Source organism: Mycolicibacterium iranicum, assembly GCF_014190915.1.
GTDB lineage: Bacteria > Actinomycetota > Actinomycetes > Mycobacteriales > Mycobacteriaceae > Mycobacterium > Mycobacterium iranicum_B.
Map to the genome: position 1 here is coordinate 581,767 of NZ_JACHVU010000003.1, position 17,324 is coordinate 599,090.

14 protein-coding genes are annotated in these 17,324 nt (G+C 68.4%); 8 read left to right on the forward strand and 6 right to left on the reverse strand.

What is annotated here, in order from left to right; translation table 11 throughout:
• Window positions 1-68: 68 nt before the first annotated feature.
• The gene (ilvA, locus tag FHR72_RS10055; protein ID WP_183467771.1) at window positions 69-1,358 is read left to right on the forward strand and encodes a threonine ammonia-lyase IlvA; all 1,290 of its coding nucleotides are present in this window, start codon (window positions 69-71) and stop codon (window positions 1,356-1,358) included.
• Window positions 1,359-1,374: 16 nt separating this feature from the next.
• Here ilvA and treZ read toward each other — a convergent pair whose 3' ends face one another.
• The 4 genes from treZ to FHR72_RS10075 are packed head-to-tail and all read right to left on the reverse strand — an operon-like array spanning window position 1,375 to window position 9,738.
• Window positions 1,375-3,108, reverse strand: coding sequence for a malto-oligosyltrehalose trehalohydrolase (treZ, locus tag FHR72_RS10060; protein ID WP_183467772.1), 1,734 nt, complete (start codon window positions 3,106-3,108; stop codon window positions 1,375-1,377).
• A complete protein-coding gene (treY, locus tag FHR72_RS10065; RefSeq protein WP_183467773.1) occupies window positions 3,101-5,392 on the reverse strand; it encodes a malto-oligosyltrehalose synthase in 2,292 nt (763 codons plus the stop codon). Before treY ends, treZ begins: the two co-directional genes overlap by 8 nt.
• 3 nt (window positions 5,393-5,395) lie before the next feature.
• Complete coding sequence (glgX, locus tag FHR72_RS10070; protein ID WP_183467774.1) at window positions 5,396-7,543, reverse strand: glycogen debranching protein GlgX; 2,148 nt, start codon at window positions 7,541-7,543, stop codon at window positions 5,396-5,398.
• Window positions 7,543-9,738, reverse strand: a complete 2,196-nt coding sequence (locus tag FHR72_RS10075; RefSeq protein WP_183467775.1) for an acetyltransferase SucT — start codon at window positions 9,736-9,738, stop codon at window positions 7,543-7,545. The genes glgX and FHR72_RS10075 overlap by 1 nt, the downstream gene beginning before the upstream one ends.
• 23 nt (window positions 9,739-9,761) lie before the next feature.
• Between FHR72_RS10075 and FHR72_RS10080 the strand changes: the two genes are divergently transcribed.
• From FHR72_RS10080 to FHR72_RS10095, 4 genes are read left to right on the forward strand one after another with little or no spacing between them, the layout of a single operon-like run.
• Window positions 9,762-11,063, forward strand: a complete 1,302-nt coding sequence (locus tag FHR72_RS10080; RefSeq protein ID WP_183467776.1) for an adenosylmethionine--8-amino-7-oxononanoate transaminase — start codon at window positions 9,762-9,764, stop codon at window positions 11,061-11,063.
• A gap of 53 nt (window positions 11,064-11,116) precedes the next feature.
• The gene (locus tag FHR72_RS10085; protein ID WP_183467777.1) at window positions 11,117-12,259 is read left to right on the forward strand and encodes an 8-amino-7-oxononanoate synthase; all 1,143 of its coding nucleotides are present in this window, start codon (window positions 11,117-11,119) and stop codon (window positions 12,257-12,259) included.
• Window positions 12,256-12,936: a dethiobiotin synthase gene (gene bioD / locus FHR72_RS10090; protein ID WP_183467778.1), complete on the forward strand. Its 681-nt coding sequence runs from the start codon at window positions 12,256-12,258 to the stop codon at window positions 12,934-12,936. The genes FHR72_RS10085 and bioD overlap by 4 nt, the downstream gene beginning before the upstream one ends.
• The gene (locus FHR72_RS10095) at window positions 12,936-13,460 is read left to right on the forward strand and encodes a 2'-5' RNA ligase family protein (RefSeq protein WP_183467779.1); all 525 of its coding nucleotides are present in this window, start codon (window positions 12,936-12,938) and stop codon (window positions 13,458-13,460) included. The genes bioD and FHR72_RS10095 overlap by 1 nt, the downstream gene beginning before the upstream one ends.
• A gap of 28 nt (window positions 13,461-13,488) precedes the next feature.
• On the opposite strand, the gene FHR72_RS10100 is transcribed toward FHR72_RS10095, so the two are convergent.
• Window positions 13,489-14,061 carry a TetR family transcriptional regulator gene (locus tag FHR72_RS10100; protein WP_183467780.1) on the reverse strand — a complete coding sequence of 191 codons (573 nt, stop codon included), beginning with the start codon at window positions 14,059-14,061 and terminating at the stop codon, window positions 13,489-13,491.
• 48 nt (window positions 14,062-14,109) lie between these two features.
• Between FHR72_RS10100 and bioB the strand changes: the two genes are divergently transcribed.
• From bioB to FHR72_RS10115, 3 genes are read left to right on the forward strand one after another with little or no spacing between them, the layout of a single operon-like run.
• Complete coding sequence (gene bioB, locus FHR72_RS10105; RefSeq protein ID WP_183467781.1) at window positions 14,110-15,105, forward strand: biotin synthase BioB; 996 nt, start codon at window positions 14,110-14,112, stop codon at window positions 15,103-15,105.
• 29 nt (window positions 15,106-15,134) lie between these two features.
• Window positions 15,135-15,371 (forward strand): biotin synthase auxiliary protein BsaP, encoded by a 237-nt coding sequence (gene bsaP, locus FHR72_RS10110; protein WP_183467886.1) that lies wholly within the window; start codon window positions 15,135-15,137, stop codon window positions 15,369-15,371.
• Window positions 15,368-16,024: a DUF2567 domain-containing protein gene (locus FHR72_RS10115; protein ID WP_183467782.1), complete on the forward strand. Its 657-nt coding sequence runs from the start codon at window positions 15,368-15,370 to the stop codon at window positions 16,022-16,024. The genes bsaP and FHR72_RS10115 overlap by 4 nt, the downstream gene beginning before the upstream one ends.
• On the opposite strand, the gene FHR72_RS10120 is transcribed toward FHR72_RS10115, so the two are convergent.
• Window positions 15,960-17,312, reverse strand: coding sequence for a lipase family protein (locus FHR72_RS10120; RefSeq protein ID WP_183467783.1), 1,353 nt, complete (start codon window positions 17,310-17,312; stop codon window positions 15,960-15,962). The two genes, FHR72_RS10115 and FHR72_RS10120, sit on opposite strands and share 65 nt — an antisense overlap.
• Window positions 17,313-17,324: the final 12 nt, after the last annotated feature.

Consider the following 17,324-nt stretch of genomic DNA (forward strand, 5'->3'; position numbering starts at 1 on the left):
GCTAGTCGGGCTACCTTTTCCCGCCCGCGCATTTTTCCCCCGGCGGGGTCCGGTGGCACCATTGTCCGGTGTCCGCTGAGCTGAGCCATAGCCCCCGCATCGATCCTGCTGCACCGCTGCGTGCCGCGGACATCGACGAGGCCGCCCAGCGCATTTCCGGGGTGGTGTCGAGGACCCCGTTGCAGTTCAGCGACCGGCTGTCGGAGCTGACGGGTGCGCAGGTGTACCTCAAGCGCGAGGATCTGCAGGCAGTCCGCTCCTACAAGCTGCGTGGCGCCTACAACCTGCTGATGCAGTTGAGTCCCGAGGAGAAGGCGGCGGGGGTGGTGTGCTCGTCGGCGGGCAACCATGCGCAGGGCTTTGCGCTGGCCTGCCGATCGATGGGCATTCGCGGTCGTGTGTACGTCCCGGCCAAGACCCCGAAGCAGAAACGCAACCGGATCCTGTATCACGGCGGGGACTTCATCGACCTGATCGTCGGGGGCAAGACCTATGACATGGCGGCCCAGGCCGCACTCGACGATGTCGCGCGCACCGGGGCCACCCTCGTGCCGCCGTACGACGACCTGCGCACCATGGCGGGCCAGGGCACGATCGCCGTCGAGATCCTCGACGAGCTCGGCAGCGAGCCGGATCTCGTGGTGGTACCCGTCGGTGGCGGCGGATGCATCAGCGGTATCACCACCTATCTGGCCGAGAAGACCGCGACCACCTCGGTGCTCGGCGTGGAGCCTGCCGGCGCGGCCGCGCTCGTCGCCGCCCTGGCCAAGGGCGAGCCGGTGACGTTGCAGACTGTCGACCAGTTCGTGGACGGCGCCGCGGTGGCCCGGGTGGGCGCCAAGCCCTTCGCGGCGCTCTCGGCCGCTGGGGACATGGTCGGCATCACCACGGTCGACGAGGGCGCGGTGTGCACCGCGATGCTGGATCTCTACCAGAACGAGGGCATCATCGCCGAGCCTGCCGGCGCGCTGTCGGTCGCGGCACTCTTCGACGCCGACATCGAACCCGGTTCGACGGTGGTCTGCCTGATCTCCGGCGGCAACAACGACGTCTCCCGCTACGGCGAGGTTCTCGAACGGTCGCTGGTGCACCTCGGACTCAAGCACTACTTCCTCGTGGACTTCCCGCAGGAACCGGGCGCCCTGCGACGGTTCCTTGACGAGGTGCTCGGCCCGAACGACGACATCACCCTGTTCGAGTACGTCAAGCGCAACAACCGTGAGACCGGTGAGGCGCTGGTCGGTATCGAGATGGGGTCGGCCTCCGACCTGGAGGGCCTCCTGGAGCGGATGAACGGCTCGGAGTGCCATGTCCAACTGCTCGAACCCGGCTCGCCGACCTACCGCTATCTGACCTGACCCCGGGCGGACAGCGCTACGTCGTGGTGCGCAGGACGACGACCGAATGCCCGCCGATGCGGCTCGACCCCGAACCCACCGTCGGCTCGTCCCAGGCCAGCACCACATCACCGGCGACGGGAACGTCGACCTCGTCGGTGCCGAGATTGCACACGACCGCCAAGGCACCCCGGCGCATGACGAACCAGCGCGCATCCTCGTCGTACTCGATGCGCAGGTTGTCCAGCCAGGGATCGGCCATATCGGGCTCGTCACGCCGCAGCGCGATGAGACGCCGGTAGAAATCGAGCACCCGCGCGTGCTCGCCACCGGTGACCTCGTCCCACTTCAGCTTGGAGCGCAGGAACGTCTCGGGGTCCTGCGGATCAGGGACCTCGTCGGCATCCCAGCCGTGTTCGGCGAACTCCGCCTTGCGCCCCTCGGCGGTGGCGCGGGCGAGCTCGGGTTCGGGGTGCGAGCTGAAGAACTGGAACGGCGACGACGACGCCCACTCCTCACCCATGAACAGCATCGCCGTGTAGGGCGATCCGAGTGCCAGGGCAGCCTTGACGGCCTGCTGCCCCGTGGTCAGGTTCTGCGACGGCCGATCGCCGATGGCCCTGTTGCCGACCTGGTCGTGGGTCAGCGTGTAGGCCAGCAGCCTGGTCGCCGGGATGGTGGCGGTGTCCAGTTCACGGCCGTGCCTGCGGCCGCGGAACGTCGAGAACGTGCCGGCGTGGTAGTAGCCGTGGCGCAGGGTGGTCGCCAACGTCTCCAACGTGCCAAAATCGTTGTAGTAACCCTGCTGTTCGCCCGAGACCGCCGAGTGGATCGCGTGGTGGATGTCGTCGTCCCACTGGGCCGTCATCCCCAGACCGCCCTGATCTCGCGGAGTGATCAGCCGCGGATCGTTCATGTCGCTCTCCGCGACGAGTGACAGGGGGCGGCCGAGTTCCGTTGACAGAGCGTCGGTCTCGGCGGACATCTCTTCGAGAATGTGGATCGCCGTGGTGTCGACCAGTGCATGCACGGCGTCCAGTCGCAGCCCGTCGGCGTGGAAGTCGCGCATCCAGCGCAGCGCACAGTCCAGGATGTAGCGGCGGACCTGGTCGGCTCCGGTGTCGGCGATGTTGATCGACTCGCCCCACGGGTTCGAGCCGCTCGACAGGTAGGGCCCGTACTTGGGCAGATAGTTCCCCGACGGGCCGAGGTGGTTGAACACCGCGTCGATGAGGACGCCGAGGCCGCGGGCATGGCAGGCGTCGACGAGGCGGACGAGACCGTCCGGGCCGCCGTACGCTTCGTGCACCGCGTACCACAGCACGCCGTCGTAACCCCAGCCGTGGGTACCGCTGAACGCGTTGACGGGCATGACCTCGACGAAGTCGACACCGAGCTCGACGAGGTGGTCCAACTTCTCGATCGCCGAGTCGAAGGTGCCCTCAGGGGTGAACGTGCCGATGTGCAGCTCATATATCACCCCGCCCTCGATCGAGCGCCCGTGCCAGTCCCCGTCGGTCCATGCTTGCGACCGCGGATCCCACAGCTGCGAGCGCTCGTGCACGCCGTCGGGCTGCCGCGGTGAGCGCGGGTCGGGAAGCACGGCGGGGTCGTCGTCGAGCACGAACCCGTAACGCGCGTCGGATGCGGCGTCGACGACTGCGCGCCACCAACCGTCGTCAGACCGGGTCATCGGGTGCAGGGTGCCCTCGACGTCGAGGCGGACCTGGTGCGGCAGCGGCGCCCAAACGGCGAACTCGTGCTCAGACATCGGCCCGCACCAACAACGCGACGGGCAGCTCGGCGAACAGCGTGGAAGCGTTGGTCGAGCCGCTGTGATCCGTGCCGGTCAACCGATCGGTCCACGACCCGTCAGGCAGATCGAGAACCGTGTCGCCCCAGCCGGAATCGGCCAGCCGTACGGTCCAGCGGCTCGCCGCGACGAGGACATCGTCACCGCGCAGGAAGGACACAACGTGTTCGGCGTGGTCGCCCGCGGCCAGGACGGGCTGATAGCCGCCGCGCAGGAACGTCTCGGGCCGCTCGCGGCGGAGGTGCAGCGCCGAACGCACCACGCGCATCTTGGGGTGCTCGCCGGCGCCCAGTTCCTGGCGCCGCGCGCCGTAATCGACGGGTCGGCGGTTGTCCGGATCCACCAGGCTGTCCTCCCACAATTCGGTGCCCTGATAGATGTCGGGGATGCCGGGCGTGGTCAGCGCCAACAGCTTCTGCCCCAGTGAGTCGTTGCGGCCATGCGGATCCAGCCGGCCCACCAGCGCTGTCAGCTCCAGCGCGACGGGCCCGTCGAACACCGTGTCCAGCCAGGTGTGCACCGCTCCCTCGAACGCCTCGTCGGGCTCGTTCCAGGTGGTGTGCAGCGACGCCTCCCTGATGGCCTTCTCGGCGTAGTCGTGGAGGCGCTGCCGCAGTTCGTCGCTGACCACGCCGTCGACCGGCCAGACGCCGAAGATGTTCTGCCACAGAAACAATCCGGTGATCGCGTCGGGTGGGGGCGCGCTGAGCTCCCACCCGCGGACCATCTCCGCCCACAGCGACGGCACCTGGGAGAGCACCCCGATGCGGGCGCGGACATCCTCGCCGCGCTTGGTGTCGTGGGTGGTCAGGGTGGTCATCGCCGACGGCCACAGCGTGGCGCGCACCGCGGCGCGCTGATGGAACTCACCGGCGCTGACGCCGAAATACTCCGGTTCACCGCCGACTTCGTTCAGGGACACGAGTCGGGCGTCGCGGTAGAACAGGCAGTCCTCCATGGACTTGGCGGTGGCCGCGCCGCAGAGCTGCTGCAGGCGCACCTCCACCTCGCGGTGACCGAGCGCGGTCGACAGAAGGGCCAGCGGATCGGCGAGGTCAGGGCGCGAGGCGACGGTCTCGCCGAGGGCGACCGGCAGTACCGCCGAGAGGGCCTGGTAGTCGGACCGATACACGCCGATGTGGCTCAGCAGCACCGCGATCGCCTCGGGCAGCGCCGTGTGGTCGCGCCCCGTCGCCGAGACCACGGTGCGGCGCAACCGGGCCAGCTCGCTGGACAGCGTCGTGGTGACCGCATCGATCTTCAGCCGGCGGGCCTCGTCGGGTGTGTCCGCGTAGTCGGCGCCCGCGGAATCGACCAGGTCTGTCAACGATTCGGCGCCACTGGGGTCGACGAACAGTCCGCCGTTCTCCCGCAGCGCGTCATAGCCGGTGGTCCCTGCGACCGGGAGGCTCGTGTCCAGCGCTTCGTCGACGGCCAGGATCTTCTCGATGACGATCCAGGCCTCGGGGCCCGCGAGTTCGCGCAACGACGCGAGATAGCCTGGAGGATCGGATAATCCGTCGGGATGGTCGATGCGGATGCCGTCGACCAGGCCCTCGGTGAACCACCGCTTCACCTCGACATGGGTGGCGGCGAAGACCGTCTGGTCTTCCTGGCGCAGGCCGGCCAGCGAGGTGATGGAGAAGAACCGCCGGTATCCGCAGACGTTGTTGCGCCAGCCGATCAGCTTGTAGTGCTGACGATCGTGGACCTGCGGTCCGTCGCCGTCGCCGGTGCCCGGCGCGATCGGCCAGCGGCGGTCACCGAGCCGCAGCATGTCGCCGTCGACGGTGAGGTCGGCGATGTCGTCGTCAGATCCCAGCACCGGCAACACGATTCGGCCGTCGGGGTCCAACGTCCAATCGATGTCGAAATAGGGGGCGTATTCGGAGCCGCGGCCGTGGGTCAGCAGATCCCACCACCATCTGTTCTCCGAAGGTTCGTCCACACCGACGTGGTTCGGGACGATGTCCACGACGATGCCCAGCCCGGCCGCCCGCGCCTTGTCGGCGAGTCGTCGGAAACCCTCCGGGCCACCGAGTTCGGCGGAGATCGTGGTCGGGTCGGTGACGTCGTAGCCGTGGCTCGACCCTTCCCCGGCGGTCAGGATGGGGGACAGGTAGAGATGGGAGATGCCGAGCTCGGCGAGGTAGTCGACCAGGTTTTCGGCGTCGGCGAACGTGAACGCCTCACCGCTGGCCGGTCCGCGCATCTGCAGCCGGTACGTAGAGATTATTGTCATGTCTCAGGCAATCTTGAGTAGCACGAGAAGTGAACGTGGCTGCACCGTGATCGTCTCTCCGGCAGCCACTTCCAGCATGCTGGTACCGCGCGGTTCTGCGGTGTCGATCGCGCCGGACCAGGCGTTCGCGTAACCCCCGTCGGGGGCGACGAAGTCCACGGCCCTCTCGTGGGCGTTGAAGCACAGCAGGAACGAGTCGTCGATGACACGTTCGCCGCGCTCATTGGGAGCAGGAATGGCGTCGCCGTTGAGGAACACGGACACGCACTTGAACCCGGAGCCCCAGTCCTGCTGGGTCATCTCCGTACCCGAAGGGTTCAGCCACGCGATGTCACGGATCTGCCCATCGGTGCGCGTCGGCTTGCCTTCGAAGAACCTCCGGCGACGGAACGCCGGATGGTCCTTGCGGAACTTCACCATCTTGCGGGTGAACTCCAGAAGATCCGAGTTGGTCTTACACAGCGACCAGTCGACCCACGACAGCTCGGAGTCCTGGCAGTAGACGTTGTTGTTGCCGCGCTGTGTGCGGCCCATCTCGTCGCCGTGCGAGATCATCGGCGTGCCCTGCGACAGCATCAAGGTGGCCATGATGTTGCGCATCTGCTTACTGCGCAGCTCCAGGATTTCCGTGTCGTCGGTCGGGCCCTCGACACCGCAGTTCCAGGATCTGTTGTGACTCTCGCCGTCCCGGTTGTCCTCACCGTTGGCCTCGTTGTGCTTCTCGTTGTAGGAGACGAGGTCGTTGAGGGTGAATCCGTCGTGGCAGGTGACGAAGTTGATGCTGGCACTCGGCCGCCGTCCGGTCGCCTCGTAGAGGTCGGACGATCCGGTCAGCCGGGATGCGAACTCACCCAGGGTCGCGGGCTCGCCCCGCCAGAAATCACGCACAGTGTCGCGATACTTCCCATTCCATTCCGTCCACAAACCTGGGAAGTTTCCGACCTGATAACCACCCTCGCCGACGTCCCACGGCTCGGCGATGAGCTTGACCTGACTGATGACGGGGTCCTGCTGGATGATGTCGAAGAACGCCGAGAGCCGATCCACGTCGTAGAACTCGCGGGCCAACGTCGATGCCAGATCGAAGCGGAAACCGTCGACGTGCATGTCGAGCACCCAGTAGCGCAGGGAGTCCATGATCAACTGCAGCGTGTGCGGGTGGCGGGCGTTGAGGCTGTTGCCGGTGCCGGTGAAGTCCTTGTAGTACCGCAGGTCACCGTCGAGCAGCCGGTAGTAGGCGGCGTTGTCGATCCCACGGAAGTTGAGGGTCGGCCCGAGATGGTTGCCCTCGGCGGTGTGGTTGTAGACCACGTCCAGAATGACTTCGATGCCGGCCTCGTGGAAGGCGCGCACCATCGTCTTGAACTCGGCGACCGCGCCCCCGGCGTGCCGGGTGGCCGCGTACTGGTAGTGCGGCGCGAAGAAACCGAATGTGTTGTAGCCCCAGTAATTTCGCAGACCGAGGTCGAGGAGCCGGTGGTCGTGCAGGAACTGGTGCACGGGCATCAACTCGATCGCGGTGACGTTCAGCGACTTCAGATGGTCGATGACGGCCGGGTGTCCGAGGCCGGCATAGGTTCCACGGAGCTCGTCGGGGACGCCGGGGTGGGTTTGCGTGATGCCTTTGACGTGGGCTTCGTAGATGACCGTGTCGTGGTAGGGGGTGCGCGGTGCGCGGTCGGAGCCCCACTGGAAGAACGGGTTGATGACCACGCTGGTCATCGTGTGCCCCAGCGAGTCGATCCTCGGCGGTTCGCCGCCGGTCGCCAGGTCGTCGGCCTCCAGGTCGTACGAGTACAGCGCCTGCCCGAACGCGAAGTCGCCGTGGAAGGACTTGCCGTAGGGGTCCAGCAGCAGCTTGCTGGGGTCGCACCGGTGACCCGACGCTGGGTCCCACGGTCCGTGCACGCGGAACCCGTAACGCTGCCCGGGTGTGATCGTCGGCAGATAGCAGTGCCACACGAAGCTGTCGACCTCGTCGAGGTCGATCCGCTGCTCACGGCCGTCCTTGCCGATCAGGCACAGCTCCACGCGGTCGGCGACCTCGGAGAACAGCGAGAAGTTGGTGCCGGCGCCGTCGTAGGTGGCGCCGAGGGGGTAGGGGGTTCCAGGCCACACGGTGGGGACGGACGACGGGTCGGCCGAGGACATCAGTCTTTCCACCATCCCGTGGCAAGGCCGAGCTGGCGCCCCAGTTCGTTGGCCATGGTGCGCATGTAGGTCGACGAGAGGTGGTGCGCGTCGTGATAGAGCAACACGTTTCCCTCCACAGCTCGGCAGTAGTCCTCGCGGCACACCGCGTCGCTCATGTCGAGCGGTTTGAGCAAGGGGAAGCGTTTGACGTAGTCCAGTGTCGGGTTGCGGTCCGACAGTACTTCGGATCTCTCGATCCCGCAGGACACGGCGTCGCCTCCGTCGGCGAGGCAGTCCGCGGGGAAGAAGGGTTCACCGTCGCGCACCATCCACGGGGTGTCGCGCATCGCGAGGACGGGAATCCGGTTCTTCGAGAATTCCCGCCAGATGCCCAGATAGCTGGACGGCATCACGTCGCCGGGCTTGATGTTCCAGGGCCGGGTCGACGTCGTGAACACGAAATCCGGTTTGTCGGCGATGATCCGGGGCATCACGCGCTCGTTCCACTCGCGGCACTTCGGGTAGGGGCGGTTGTCGCCCATCACGAGCGGATTCTCCTCGGTCGTCAGAGGGCAGCCCATCTTGAGATAGGTGACGATCTTGAAGTGGTGCATCCTGCCGAGCAGATCGAGCGCGGTGATCCAGTGCTCGGCATGCGAACCGCCGGCGAGCGCGATCGTGCGGGAGGCGGCGGCATCCCCATAGGTGCAGTTGATGATCCCGACGTTGTCGAAATCGCTGATGCAGCCGTCGATCGTCGACGCGGGGATGTCGTCCTTGGCCTCGAGCACCGTGGGGCGCATGGGCAGGTTGGGAACCCTGACGTTGTTCAACAGCGCCCGGGCACCCGGATAGTCGCGCGGCGAAAGAGCGCTCAACTCTCCGCCGTTGGCGCGCAGCACGGAGACATGTTCGCGCCAGGTGAACGACGTCGCGGTCAGCGCGACCCCGAGCAGGGCCACCGTCGCACCGAGCACGATCGTCGGCCGGCGCAGCCGCCGCCACAGTGGCATGGGAACTTTCGGGGCCGCGGCTGAGACCGGGCCCTTGGCGCGCAGGGGTTCTTCGACGTAGCGGGTCGTCAGCCACGCGAGCACACCGGAGACGAGGAGAACCGCGGCGCCCTCCCAGAAGTTCACCCGGGAGCCGCCGGTGTGCGCGAGATAGAAGATGAGCAGCGGCCAGTGCCACAGGTACAGCGCGTAGGCCATCGCGCCCAGTGCCACGAACGGGCGGGACGCCAGCAGCCGGTTCGGCGCCGGGACGCGACCGCCCGTGTGGGGATCGGCGTAGCGGTTCGCGGCGGACAGGATGAACAGCAGCGTCGCGCCCACCGGGACCAGCGCCCACGGCCCGGGGAACTCGTGCACGCCGTCGATCAGCGCGCCGCAGGACAGGATCGCGGTCAGCGCGGTGACGGCCAGCAGGGTCCGCAGCCACATCGGTGCCCGCAGGTGCGGAACGACCGCGCCGACGAGCGCCCCGAGGAGCAGTTCCCACGCGCGGGCGAAGCTGTTGTAGTACGCGGTCGCCTGGTCGGTGTTGTGCGCGATGATCGCGTAGACGAAGGACGCGATCGCCAGCGCGCTGAGCAGCGTCACGAACGCCGTGCGGGCGTGCCGGCCGAACAGGCGGCGGAACGCGAAGGCGGACAACATGATCAGCGCCAGGAACGCGATGTAGAACTGGCCCTGCACGGACATCGACCAGATGTGCTGCAGCGGGCTGACCGTCTCCCCGGCGCGCAGATAGTCCGACGCCGTGATGGCGAGTTCCCAGTTCTGGTAATACCCGAGGCTCGCCAGGCTCTGATCGGCGAACGTCTCCCAGCGGGTCTCCGGCTGGATCACGATCGTCAGCACCGCGGACGCCGCGAGCACCACGATCAGGGCGGGCAGCAACCGCCGGATAAGCCTGGTCACCTCCGACACCGGATGCAGGGTGGCTGCGGGGGTCAGCGCGTTGCGCAGCAGCCGACCACCGAAGAAGAATCCCGACAGCACCAGGAACACGTCGACGCCGCCGGACACCCGCCCGAACCACACGTGGAACACGGCGACCATGGCGATCGCGATGCCCCGCAGGCCGTCGAGATCGTGTCGATAGAACCCTGACGTGCGCGTTCCCATGCCGGAACCCGGTGGCCCGGGGACAGGTGGGGTCGGGCCCGGGGCGGTGCGGGACGCCGGCCGGGCAGGGGCGAGGGTCATCATGGTCGACGGCTAATCTACCGAAGGTGTCTGCGTTGAGGCCCATCGAGATCAGCGCCATCGATGCCGCGCACATCTGGCATCCCTACAGCCCGATCGGCGACGAGGCCCTCGCGCCCGTCGTGGCGGTCGGTGCCCGCGGCGCCTGGCTGACAGTGATCCACGACGGCCGCGAGGTCGAGGTGCTCGACGCCATGGCGTCCTGGTGGACCGCCGTCCACGGTCACGGCCACCCCGACCTCGACGCGGCGATCACCCGCCAGCTCGCGACGATGAACCACGTCATGTTCGGTGGCCTGACGCACGAACCCGCCGCTCGGTTGGCACAGCTGCTGGTCGAGGTCACGCCGGCAGGACTGGAGACCGTGTTCTTCAGTGACTCGGGCTCGGTGTCGGTCGAGGTGGCCGTGAAGATGGCCCTGCAGTACTGGCGCAGCAGCGGCAACCCGCGCAAGAGGCGCCTGATGACCTGGCGCGGCGGCTACCACGGGGACACCTTCACCCCGATGAGCGTGTGCGATCCACAGGGCGGCATGCACGAACTGTGGACAGGGGTGAACTCGCTGCTGGCCGATCAAGTGTTCGCGCCGCCGGTGCCCACCGACTACGACCCCACCTACGTGGCGTCGTTCGCCGCGCTGCTCGCCGAGCACGCCCACGAGCTGGCGGCGGTGATCGTCGAGCCCGTCGTGCAGGGCGCCGGCGGGATGCGCTTCCACGACCCGCGCTACCTCGCCGATCTGCGGCGCCTCTGTGACGAACAGCAGGTGCTGCTGATCTTCGACGAGATCGCGACCGGCTTCGGTCGAACCGGGGCGATGTTCGCCGCCGACCATGCGCAGGTCTGTCCCGACATCATGTGTGTCGGGAAGGCCTTGACCGGGGGCTACCTGACGCTGGCCGCCACACTGTGTACACGGGCCGTCGCCGACACCATCAGCGGCAATCCGCCGGGCGCCCTGATGCACGGGCCGACGTTCATGGCCAACGCGTTGGCCTGCGCGGTCAGCGTGGCGTCGGTGGAGTTGCTGCTGACATCGGACTGGCAGGCACGGGTGCATTCGATCGAGGACGGGTTGCGCACCGGTCTCTCCGAGGCGGCGGGGCTGCCCAACGTGGTCGATGTGCGCGTCCTGGGGGCCATCGGCGTGATCGAGCTGGACCGGCCGGTCGACCTGCGGATCGCCACTCCGGCCGCGATCGAGCACGGCGTGTGGCTGCGACCCTTCCGCAACCTCATCTATGTGATGCCCCCGTACGTGTGTACACCCGACGAGATCTCGCAGATCACCTCGGCGATGATCCAGGTGGCGCGTGCACTAACCTGAACGGTGTTCAACTGCCGGCCCGCCGGCGCGTTCCACTGCCGAGAGGAGCCCCGGTGACCCGCGTCGGTCTCTCACCGCTGGCCTGGCTCGACGACGTCGAGGCCCAGCGCCGCGCCGCCGGGCTGCGGCGCTCCCTGCGCACCCGCCCACCGGTGGGCGCCGAACTGGACCTGGCCTCCAACGACTACCTCGGCCTCTCCCAGCACCCGCGCGTGATCGACGCAGGCGTCGCGGCATTGCGGACCTGGGGTGCCGGATCGACCGGGTCGCGCCTGGTCACCGGCAACACCGAACTCCACGAAACCTTCGAGGAGGCCCTCGCACACTTCGTCGGCGCCGAATCGGCGCTGACGTTCTCGTCCGGGTACACCGCCAACCTCGGTGCCGTGGTCGCACTCTCCGGACCCGGATCCCTGCTGATCTCCGACGCCTACACCCACGCCTCACTGGTCGACGCCTGCCGGTTGTCCCGGGCGCGGGTGGCCGTCACTCCGCACAACGACGTCGCCGCTGTCGAGCACGCTCTGTCGACCCGCGCCGAAGAGCGGGCCGTCGTGGTCACCGATTCGGTGTTCTCCGCCGACGGCGACCTCGCCCCTCTGCGCGCCCTGCACGACGCCTGCAGCAGGCACGGGGCCCTGCTGATCGTCGACGAGGCCCACGGCCTGGGTGTGCGCGGCGACGCCGGACGGGGACTGCTCGACGAGGTCGGCCTGGCCGGCGCGCCGGACATCGTGATGACCACGACCCTGTCCAAGGCGCTGGGTAGCCAGGGCGGGGTCGTCCTCGGCCCGGCCGCGGTGCGCGATCACCTGATCGACGCCGCGCGCCCCTTCATCTTCGACACCGGCCTGGCGCCCGCCGCGGTCGGCGCGGCGCACGCTGCGCTGCAGGTGCTGGTCGACGAGCCGTGGCGGGCCCAGCGGGTGCTCGACCATGCCGCGACGCTGGCCGGGATCTGCGGCGTCGCCGACACACCGTCCTCGGCGGTGGTGTCGGTGATCCTGGGCGAACCCGAGGTGGCCTTCGCCGCGGCAGCGGCCTGCCTGCAGCGCGGCGTGCGGGTCGGATGCTTCCGCCCCCCGACGGTGCCGGCCGGGACGTCGCGTCTCCGGCTCACCGCACGGGCCTCGCTGTCGGACGACGAGATGTCGCTGGCCCGCGACGTGCTCACCGAGGTGCTGTCGCCGTCATGAGCGTCCTCGTCGTCACCGGAACCGGAACCGGTATCGGGAAAACCGTCGCCACCGCGGCGCTGGCGTGTCACGCGCGCCTCGCGGGAATGGACGTCGCGGTCTGTAAGCCGGTACAGACGGGCACCCAGGACGGCGACGACGACCTCGCGGAGGTCGCCCGCCTCGCCGGGATCGCCGAATTGCACTCCCTGGCGAAGTTTCCGGAGCCGCTGGCCCCCCTGGCCGCTGCACAGCGCGCCGGTGGGTCGCTGCCGACGCGCACGGCGTTGCGTGACCTCGTCACCGCGACGGACCGGCCCGGCAGGCTCACGCTCGTGGAAGGTGCCGGGGGACTGCTGGTCGAGATCGGGGCCGACGGCGTGACGCTTCGCGACCTGGCCCAGGAACTCGGTGCGCCCGTCCTCACGGTGGTGGCACCCGGCCTCGGCACGCTGAATCATACGGTCCTGACCCTGGAAGCGTTGGCGCACAGAAGCGTTCAATCCGTAGGCCTGGTCATCGGGGCGTGGCCGGCCCAACCGGGACTGGCCGAGATCGACAACCGTGATGCGCTGGCACGGCTGGCCCCGGTGCGCGCCGCGCTGCCGGCCGGTGCGGGCACGCTGAGTACTCCGGATTTCGAGCGCCTCAGCGTCCAGGCGTTCGATCCGGCCTGGGTCGCGAGCCTCGTCGGCTGATGGTCCATTCCGTCGAATTACTGTTCGACGCCGAGACCGACGCTGCCGTCCGTCGACTCTGGGACGATCTGTCAGACAACGGCATTCGCAGTCTTGCCGGCCACCGGTCGGAGTCGAACATGCCCCACGTCACGGTGACCGTCGCCGAGGACATGGACGATGCCGTCGACGAGGCGTTGCGCCCGGTGGTGAAAGGCCTGCCCCTGGGATGCGTCCTGGGGGCGCCGATGTTGTTCGGCCGGGGGCGTGCGGTCACCCTGGTCCGACTGGTGGTGCCCTCGGCGAAACTGCTCGAACTGCACGCCGCGGTACACCGAATCTGTCTGCCGCACATGGCCGGCGGCGTTCTGCCGCACGCCGAACCGCGTCAGTGGACCCCGCACGTGACCCTGGCCCGGCGTGTTCCGCTGGAGTTGGTGCCTGTCGCGCTGGCGGTGCCGGGCGTCACCGACGACATCGCCGCGAGCGCCACGGCACTGCGGCACTGGGACGGCAACGCCAAGGTCGTGCACCCGATCGGCTGAGCGCCGGCGCCGCGACCGCCGGGCGACGTCAGACCTCGGAACTGCTCAGCACGCCCAGCCCGTCGGTGAGGAGCTGCAGACCGAAGGCGAACCGGGCGTTCGGGTCTTCGGTCCACACGCTCTGCGCAACATCGGCGCCCGCGGCATCCCACTGCAGCCGGGACTGCTCGTCGGCGGTGAAGCCGAGCACGTAATAGATGACGGTGCGTGCGGCGAGCAACGTCTGTTCCGGCGCCACACCGGCCTCACCGGCGGCGTCGGCCAGTTGATGGAGCACCGCGGTCATGGCCTCGGACTGTCCGGCGGCGAAACTCGCGGAGACCAGCTCGGCGCCGTCGGTGTGGGACAGCAGTGCGTCGCGCAGCCGGCCGCACGTCATGCCGATGCGATTGCGCCAGTCGCCCTCGGCATCCTGCAGCGGGTGCAGGATCCGGTCGGCCACCGCCCCCAGCAGTTGCTGTTTGTTGGCGAAATGCCAGTACAGCGCCCCGGGGGACACGTTGAGCTCTCGCGCAAGCCGGCGCATCGACAGGTCGGCGATCCCGTAGTTGTCCAGCAGTGTCGTCGCCACGTCGACCACGTCGCGTTTGTGAAGCTGCACGCCAGTACCCTAACCTGAACGGTGTTCAAGGCAAGAGGAGATGCACTGGTGACCGACATTCTGGCAGTGGCGCGCGAGCAGGTGCTTGAGCGTGGCGAGGGCCTCGACCAGGACCAGACCCTGCAGGTGCTGCAGCTGCCGGACGAGCGGCTCGACGACCTGCTCGCACTGGCTCACGAAGTCCGCATGGCGTGGTGCGGGCCCGACGTCGAGGTCGAGGGCATCATCAGCCTGAAGACCGGCGGCTGCCCCGAGGACTGCCACTTCTGTTCGCAGTCGGGCCTTTTCGCCTCGCCGGTACGCAGCGCGTGGCTCGACATCCCCAGCCTGGTCGAGGCGGCCAAGCAGACCGCCAAGACCGGTGCCACCGAGTTCTGCATCGTGGCCGCGGTCCGTGGTCCCGACGAGCGCCTGCTGGCGCAGGTCGCGGCCGGTATCGAGGCCATCCGCAACGAGGTCGACATCCAGATCGCGTGCTCGCTGGGCATGCTCACCCAGGATCAGGTCGAGCAGCTCGCCGCGATGGGCGTGCACCGCTACAACCACAATCTGGAGACCGCGCGGTCGTTCTTCACCAACGTCGTCACCACCCACTCCTGGGAAGAACGTTGGGGCACACTGCAGATGGTGCGCGACGCCGGGATGGAGGTGTGCTGCGGCGGCATCCTCGGTATGGGGGAGACACTGGAGCAGCGCGCCGAGTTCGCCGCCAACCTGGCCGAGCTCGACCCGCACGAGGTTCCGCTGAACTTCCTGAACCCGCGGCCGGGCACCCCGTTCGGCGACCTGGAGGTGCTGCCGGCCTCCGAAGCACTCAAGGCCGTCGCCGCGTTCCGCCTGGCGCTGCCGCGCACCATGCTGCGTTTTGCCGGCGGTCGCGAGATCACGCTCGGCGATCTGGGCGCCAAGCAGGGCATCCTCGGCGGCATCAACGCCGTCATCGTCGGTAACTACCTGACGACTCTGGGCCGGCCCGCCGAAGCCGATCTGCAGCTGCTCGACGACCTGCAGATGCCGATCAAGGCACTCAACGCGACGCTGTAGTCCGGCGACACGGTAGAACCGATCAGGTGATGGTCACCGACAGCACAGAACTTCCGGCGCCGGTCGGTGCGGGCGTCTACAACGTCTACACCGGAGCGCAGGCGGGTAGCAGCGTACCCACCGCAGCCCAACTCGGCCTGGAACCACCGCGGTTCTGCGCGGCCTGCGGACGGCGGATGATCGTGCAGGTGCGCCCCGACGGCTGGTGGGCGAAGTGCTCCCGGCACGGCCTGGTGGACTCCACCGACCTGGATCTGTTCCGGTGAGCGGGGTCGCTGCGCCACCACGAACCTCCCCTCTGACGGCCGCGGTCGCCGTCGTGCTCGGGCTGTTGGTCGCCGGCGCCGTGGTCGGCGCGCTGTGGGCGTGGCTGGCGCCACCGATCCGCGGCGTCATCGCGCTCACCCGCGACGGGGACCGGGTGAAGGCCGCCCTCGGCACGGAGTCCGACAACTGGTTCACCTCGGCGTTCCTGGTCGTCGGGATGCTGTCGGTGATGGCCGTCGTCGCGGCGGTCCTGGTGTGGCAGTGGAAATCTCACCGGGGGCCGGTGATGGTCGCGGCGCTGACCGCCGGGTCGGTCGCCGCGGCGGCCGTGACGTCCGGCATCGGCACACTCGTCGCGCATCTGCGCTACGGCAGCGTAGACCTTGCGGCGGCGCCCGTGTCCGAGCAGCAGCGGGTGTTCTACGTGACCGAGGCTCCGTCGGTGTTCTTCGGGCATTCGCCGGTGCAGATCGCCGTGACCCTGCTTTTCCCGGCCGCCGTCGCAGCGACCGTCTATCTGTTGGCCGCCGTCGCGACGCCGCGCGACGATCTCGGCGCCTGGCCGCCGGTGGAGTACCCGGGAGCGCCTACTGGTCGAACCGGGACAGCGGCTGACGTTCCACCCGTCGCCCCAGGACCACCTTCACCGTGATCTTGCCGAGGGTCAGCATTCCGCGATAGGTCGACGGATTGAGCAGCGTCGGCCACTTGGTCCGGGCGATGTGCGCGCGCAGCGGCCTGTCGGCGAAGCGGTCGCGCAGCCAGCGCAGGGTCATCGGGGCGGACATGGGGTGCAGCAGCAGGTGTTCGGAGAGCATGTCGCGGTGGTAAGTGACGCTGGCGCCACCCCGCGTGTAGGTCTCGGTCAGCTCGTCGATGTCGTCCACCGAGATGATGCGGTCGTGGACCGCCTGCACGATCAGCACGGGCACCTTCGGGGCGCTCGTCCCCAGCTTGATGCTGTCGAAGACATGCTGGACCTCGGGCGTCAGCAGCATCTCCTCCAGCGGACGGTCGATCATGTCGGCCATGTCCTTGCCCGCCATCGACACCATCGCGTGCGCGGTGGTCATCCGCTGGATCCGCTGCAGCATGGCCTTGCCCTCGACGGTGCCGTGCTCCTGGATGAGGCGGTCGAGGTCGGGGTAGATGTGGCACAGCGCCGCGACCACCAGGGCGGGTAGACCGGAGTAGATGCTGCCGTTGAGGCGTTTGAAGGTGTGTCCGAGGTCGCCTACGGGCGAACCCAGGACGGCGCCTACGACGTTGAGTTCGGGTGCGTACTCGTCCTGGACTTCGGCGGCCCAGGCCGACGCCAGACCACCGCCGGAGTAGCCCCACAGCCCGATGGGCGACTGGCCGGTCAGCCCGAAGGGCTCGTGGTTGATGGCGGCCCGCAGGCCGTCGAGGATGTGATAGCCGGGTTCGTAGGGGGCGCCCCACATACCGGTCGAACCCTCGTGGTCGGGTATCGAGACGGCCCAGCCTTCGGCCAGAGCCGCGGCGACCAGAAGGAACTCGAACTGGGCGACGGCACCGAGGGCCCGGGCGCCGCGACGCATGGCATACGACGGGAAACAGCGCGCCGCGATGGCGTCGATCGCGCACTGGTAGGACACGATGGGCAGCGGACGTTCGTTGGTGCGTTCGGTCGGGATCACCACCGTGGTGACGCCGGCCTGGGGCTCGCCCTGGAAATCGGCGGTCCGGTACAGGAGCTGGGTGGCGGTGAACTTCTGCGGGATGACCCCGAGGAAGGCCAGTTCGACGTCGCGGGAGCGCAGGACCGTGCCGGGACGGGCGTGCTCGAAACCGGCGGGGGGCTCGTAGAACGGGTCCTTGTCAGGCACGACGGGCCTCACGCGGGGCTGGAGGGGCTCGTGAATCGGCTGACCGATCCATTCGGCACCGGTCGACCGTGCAGCATTGCCCAAGTCCATCCAGGCATTGTC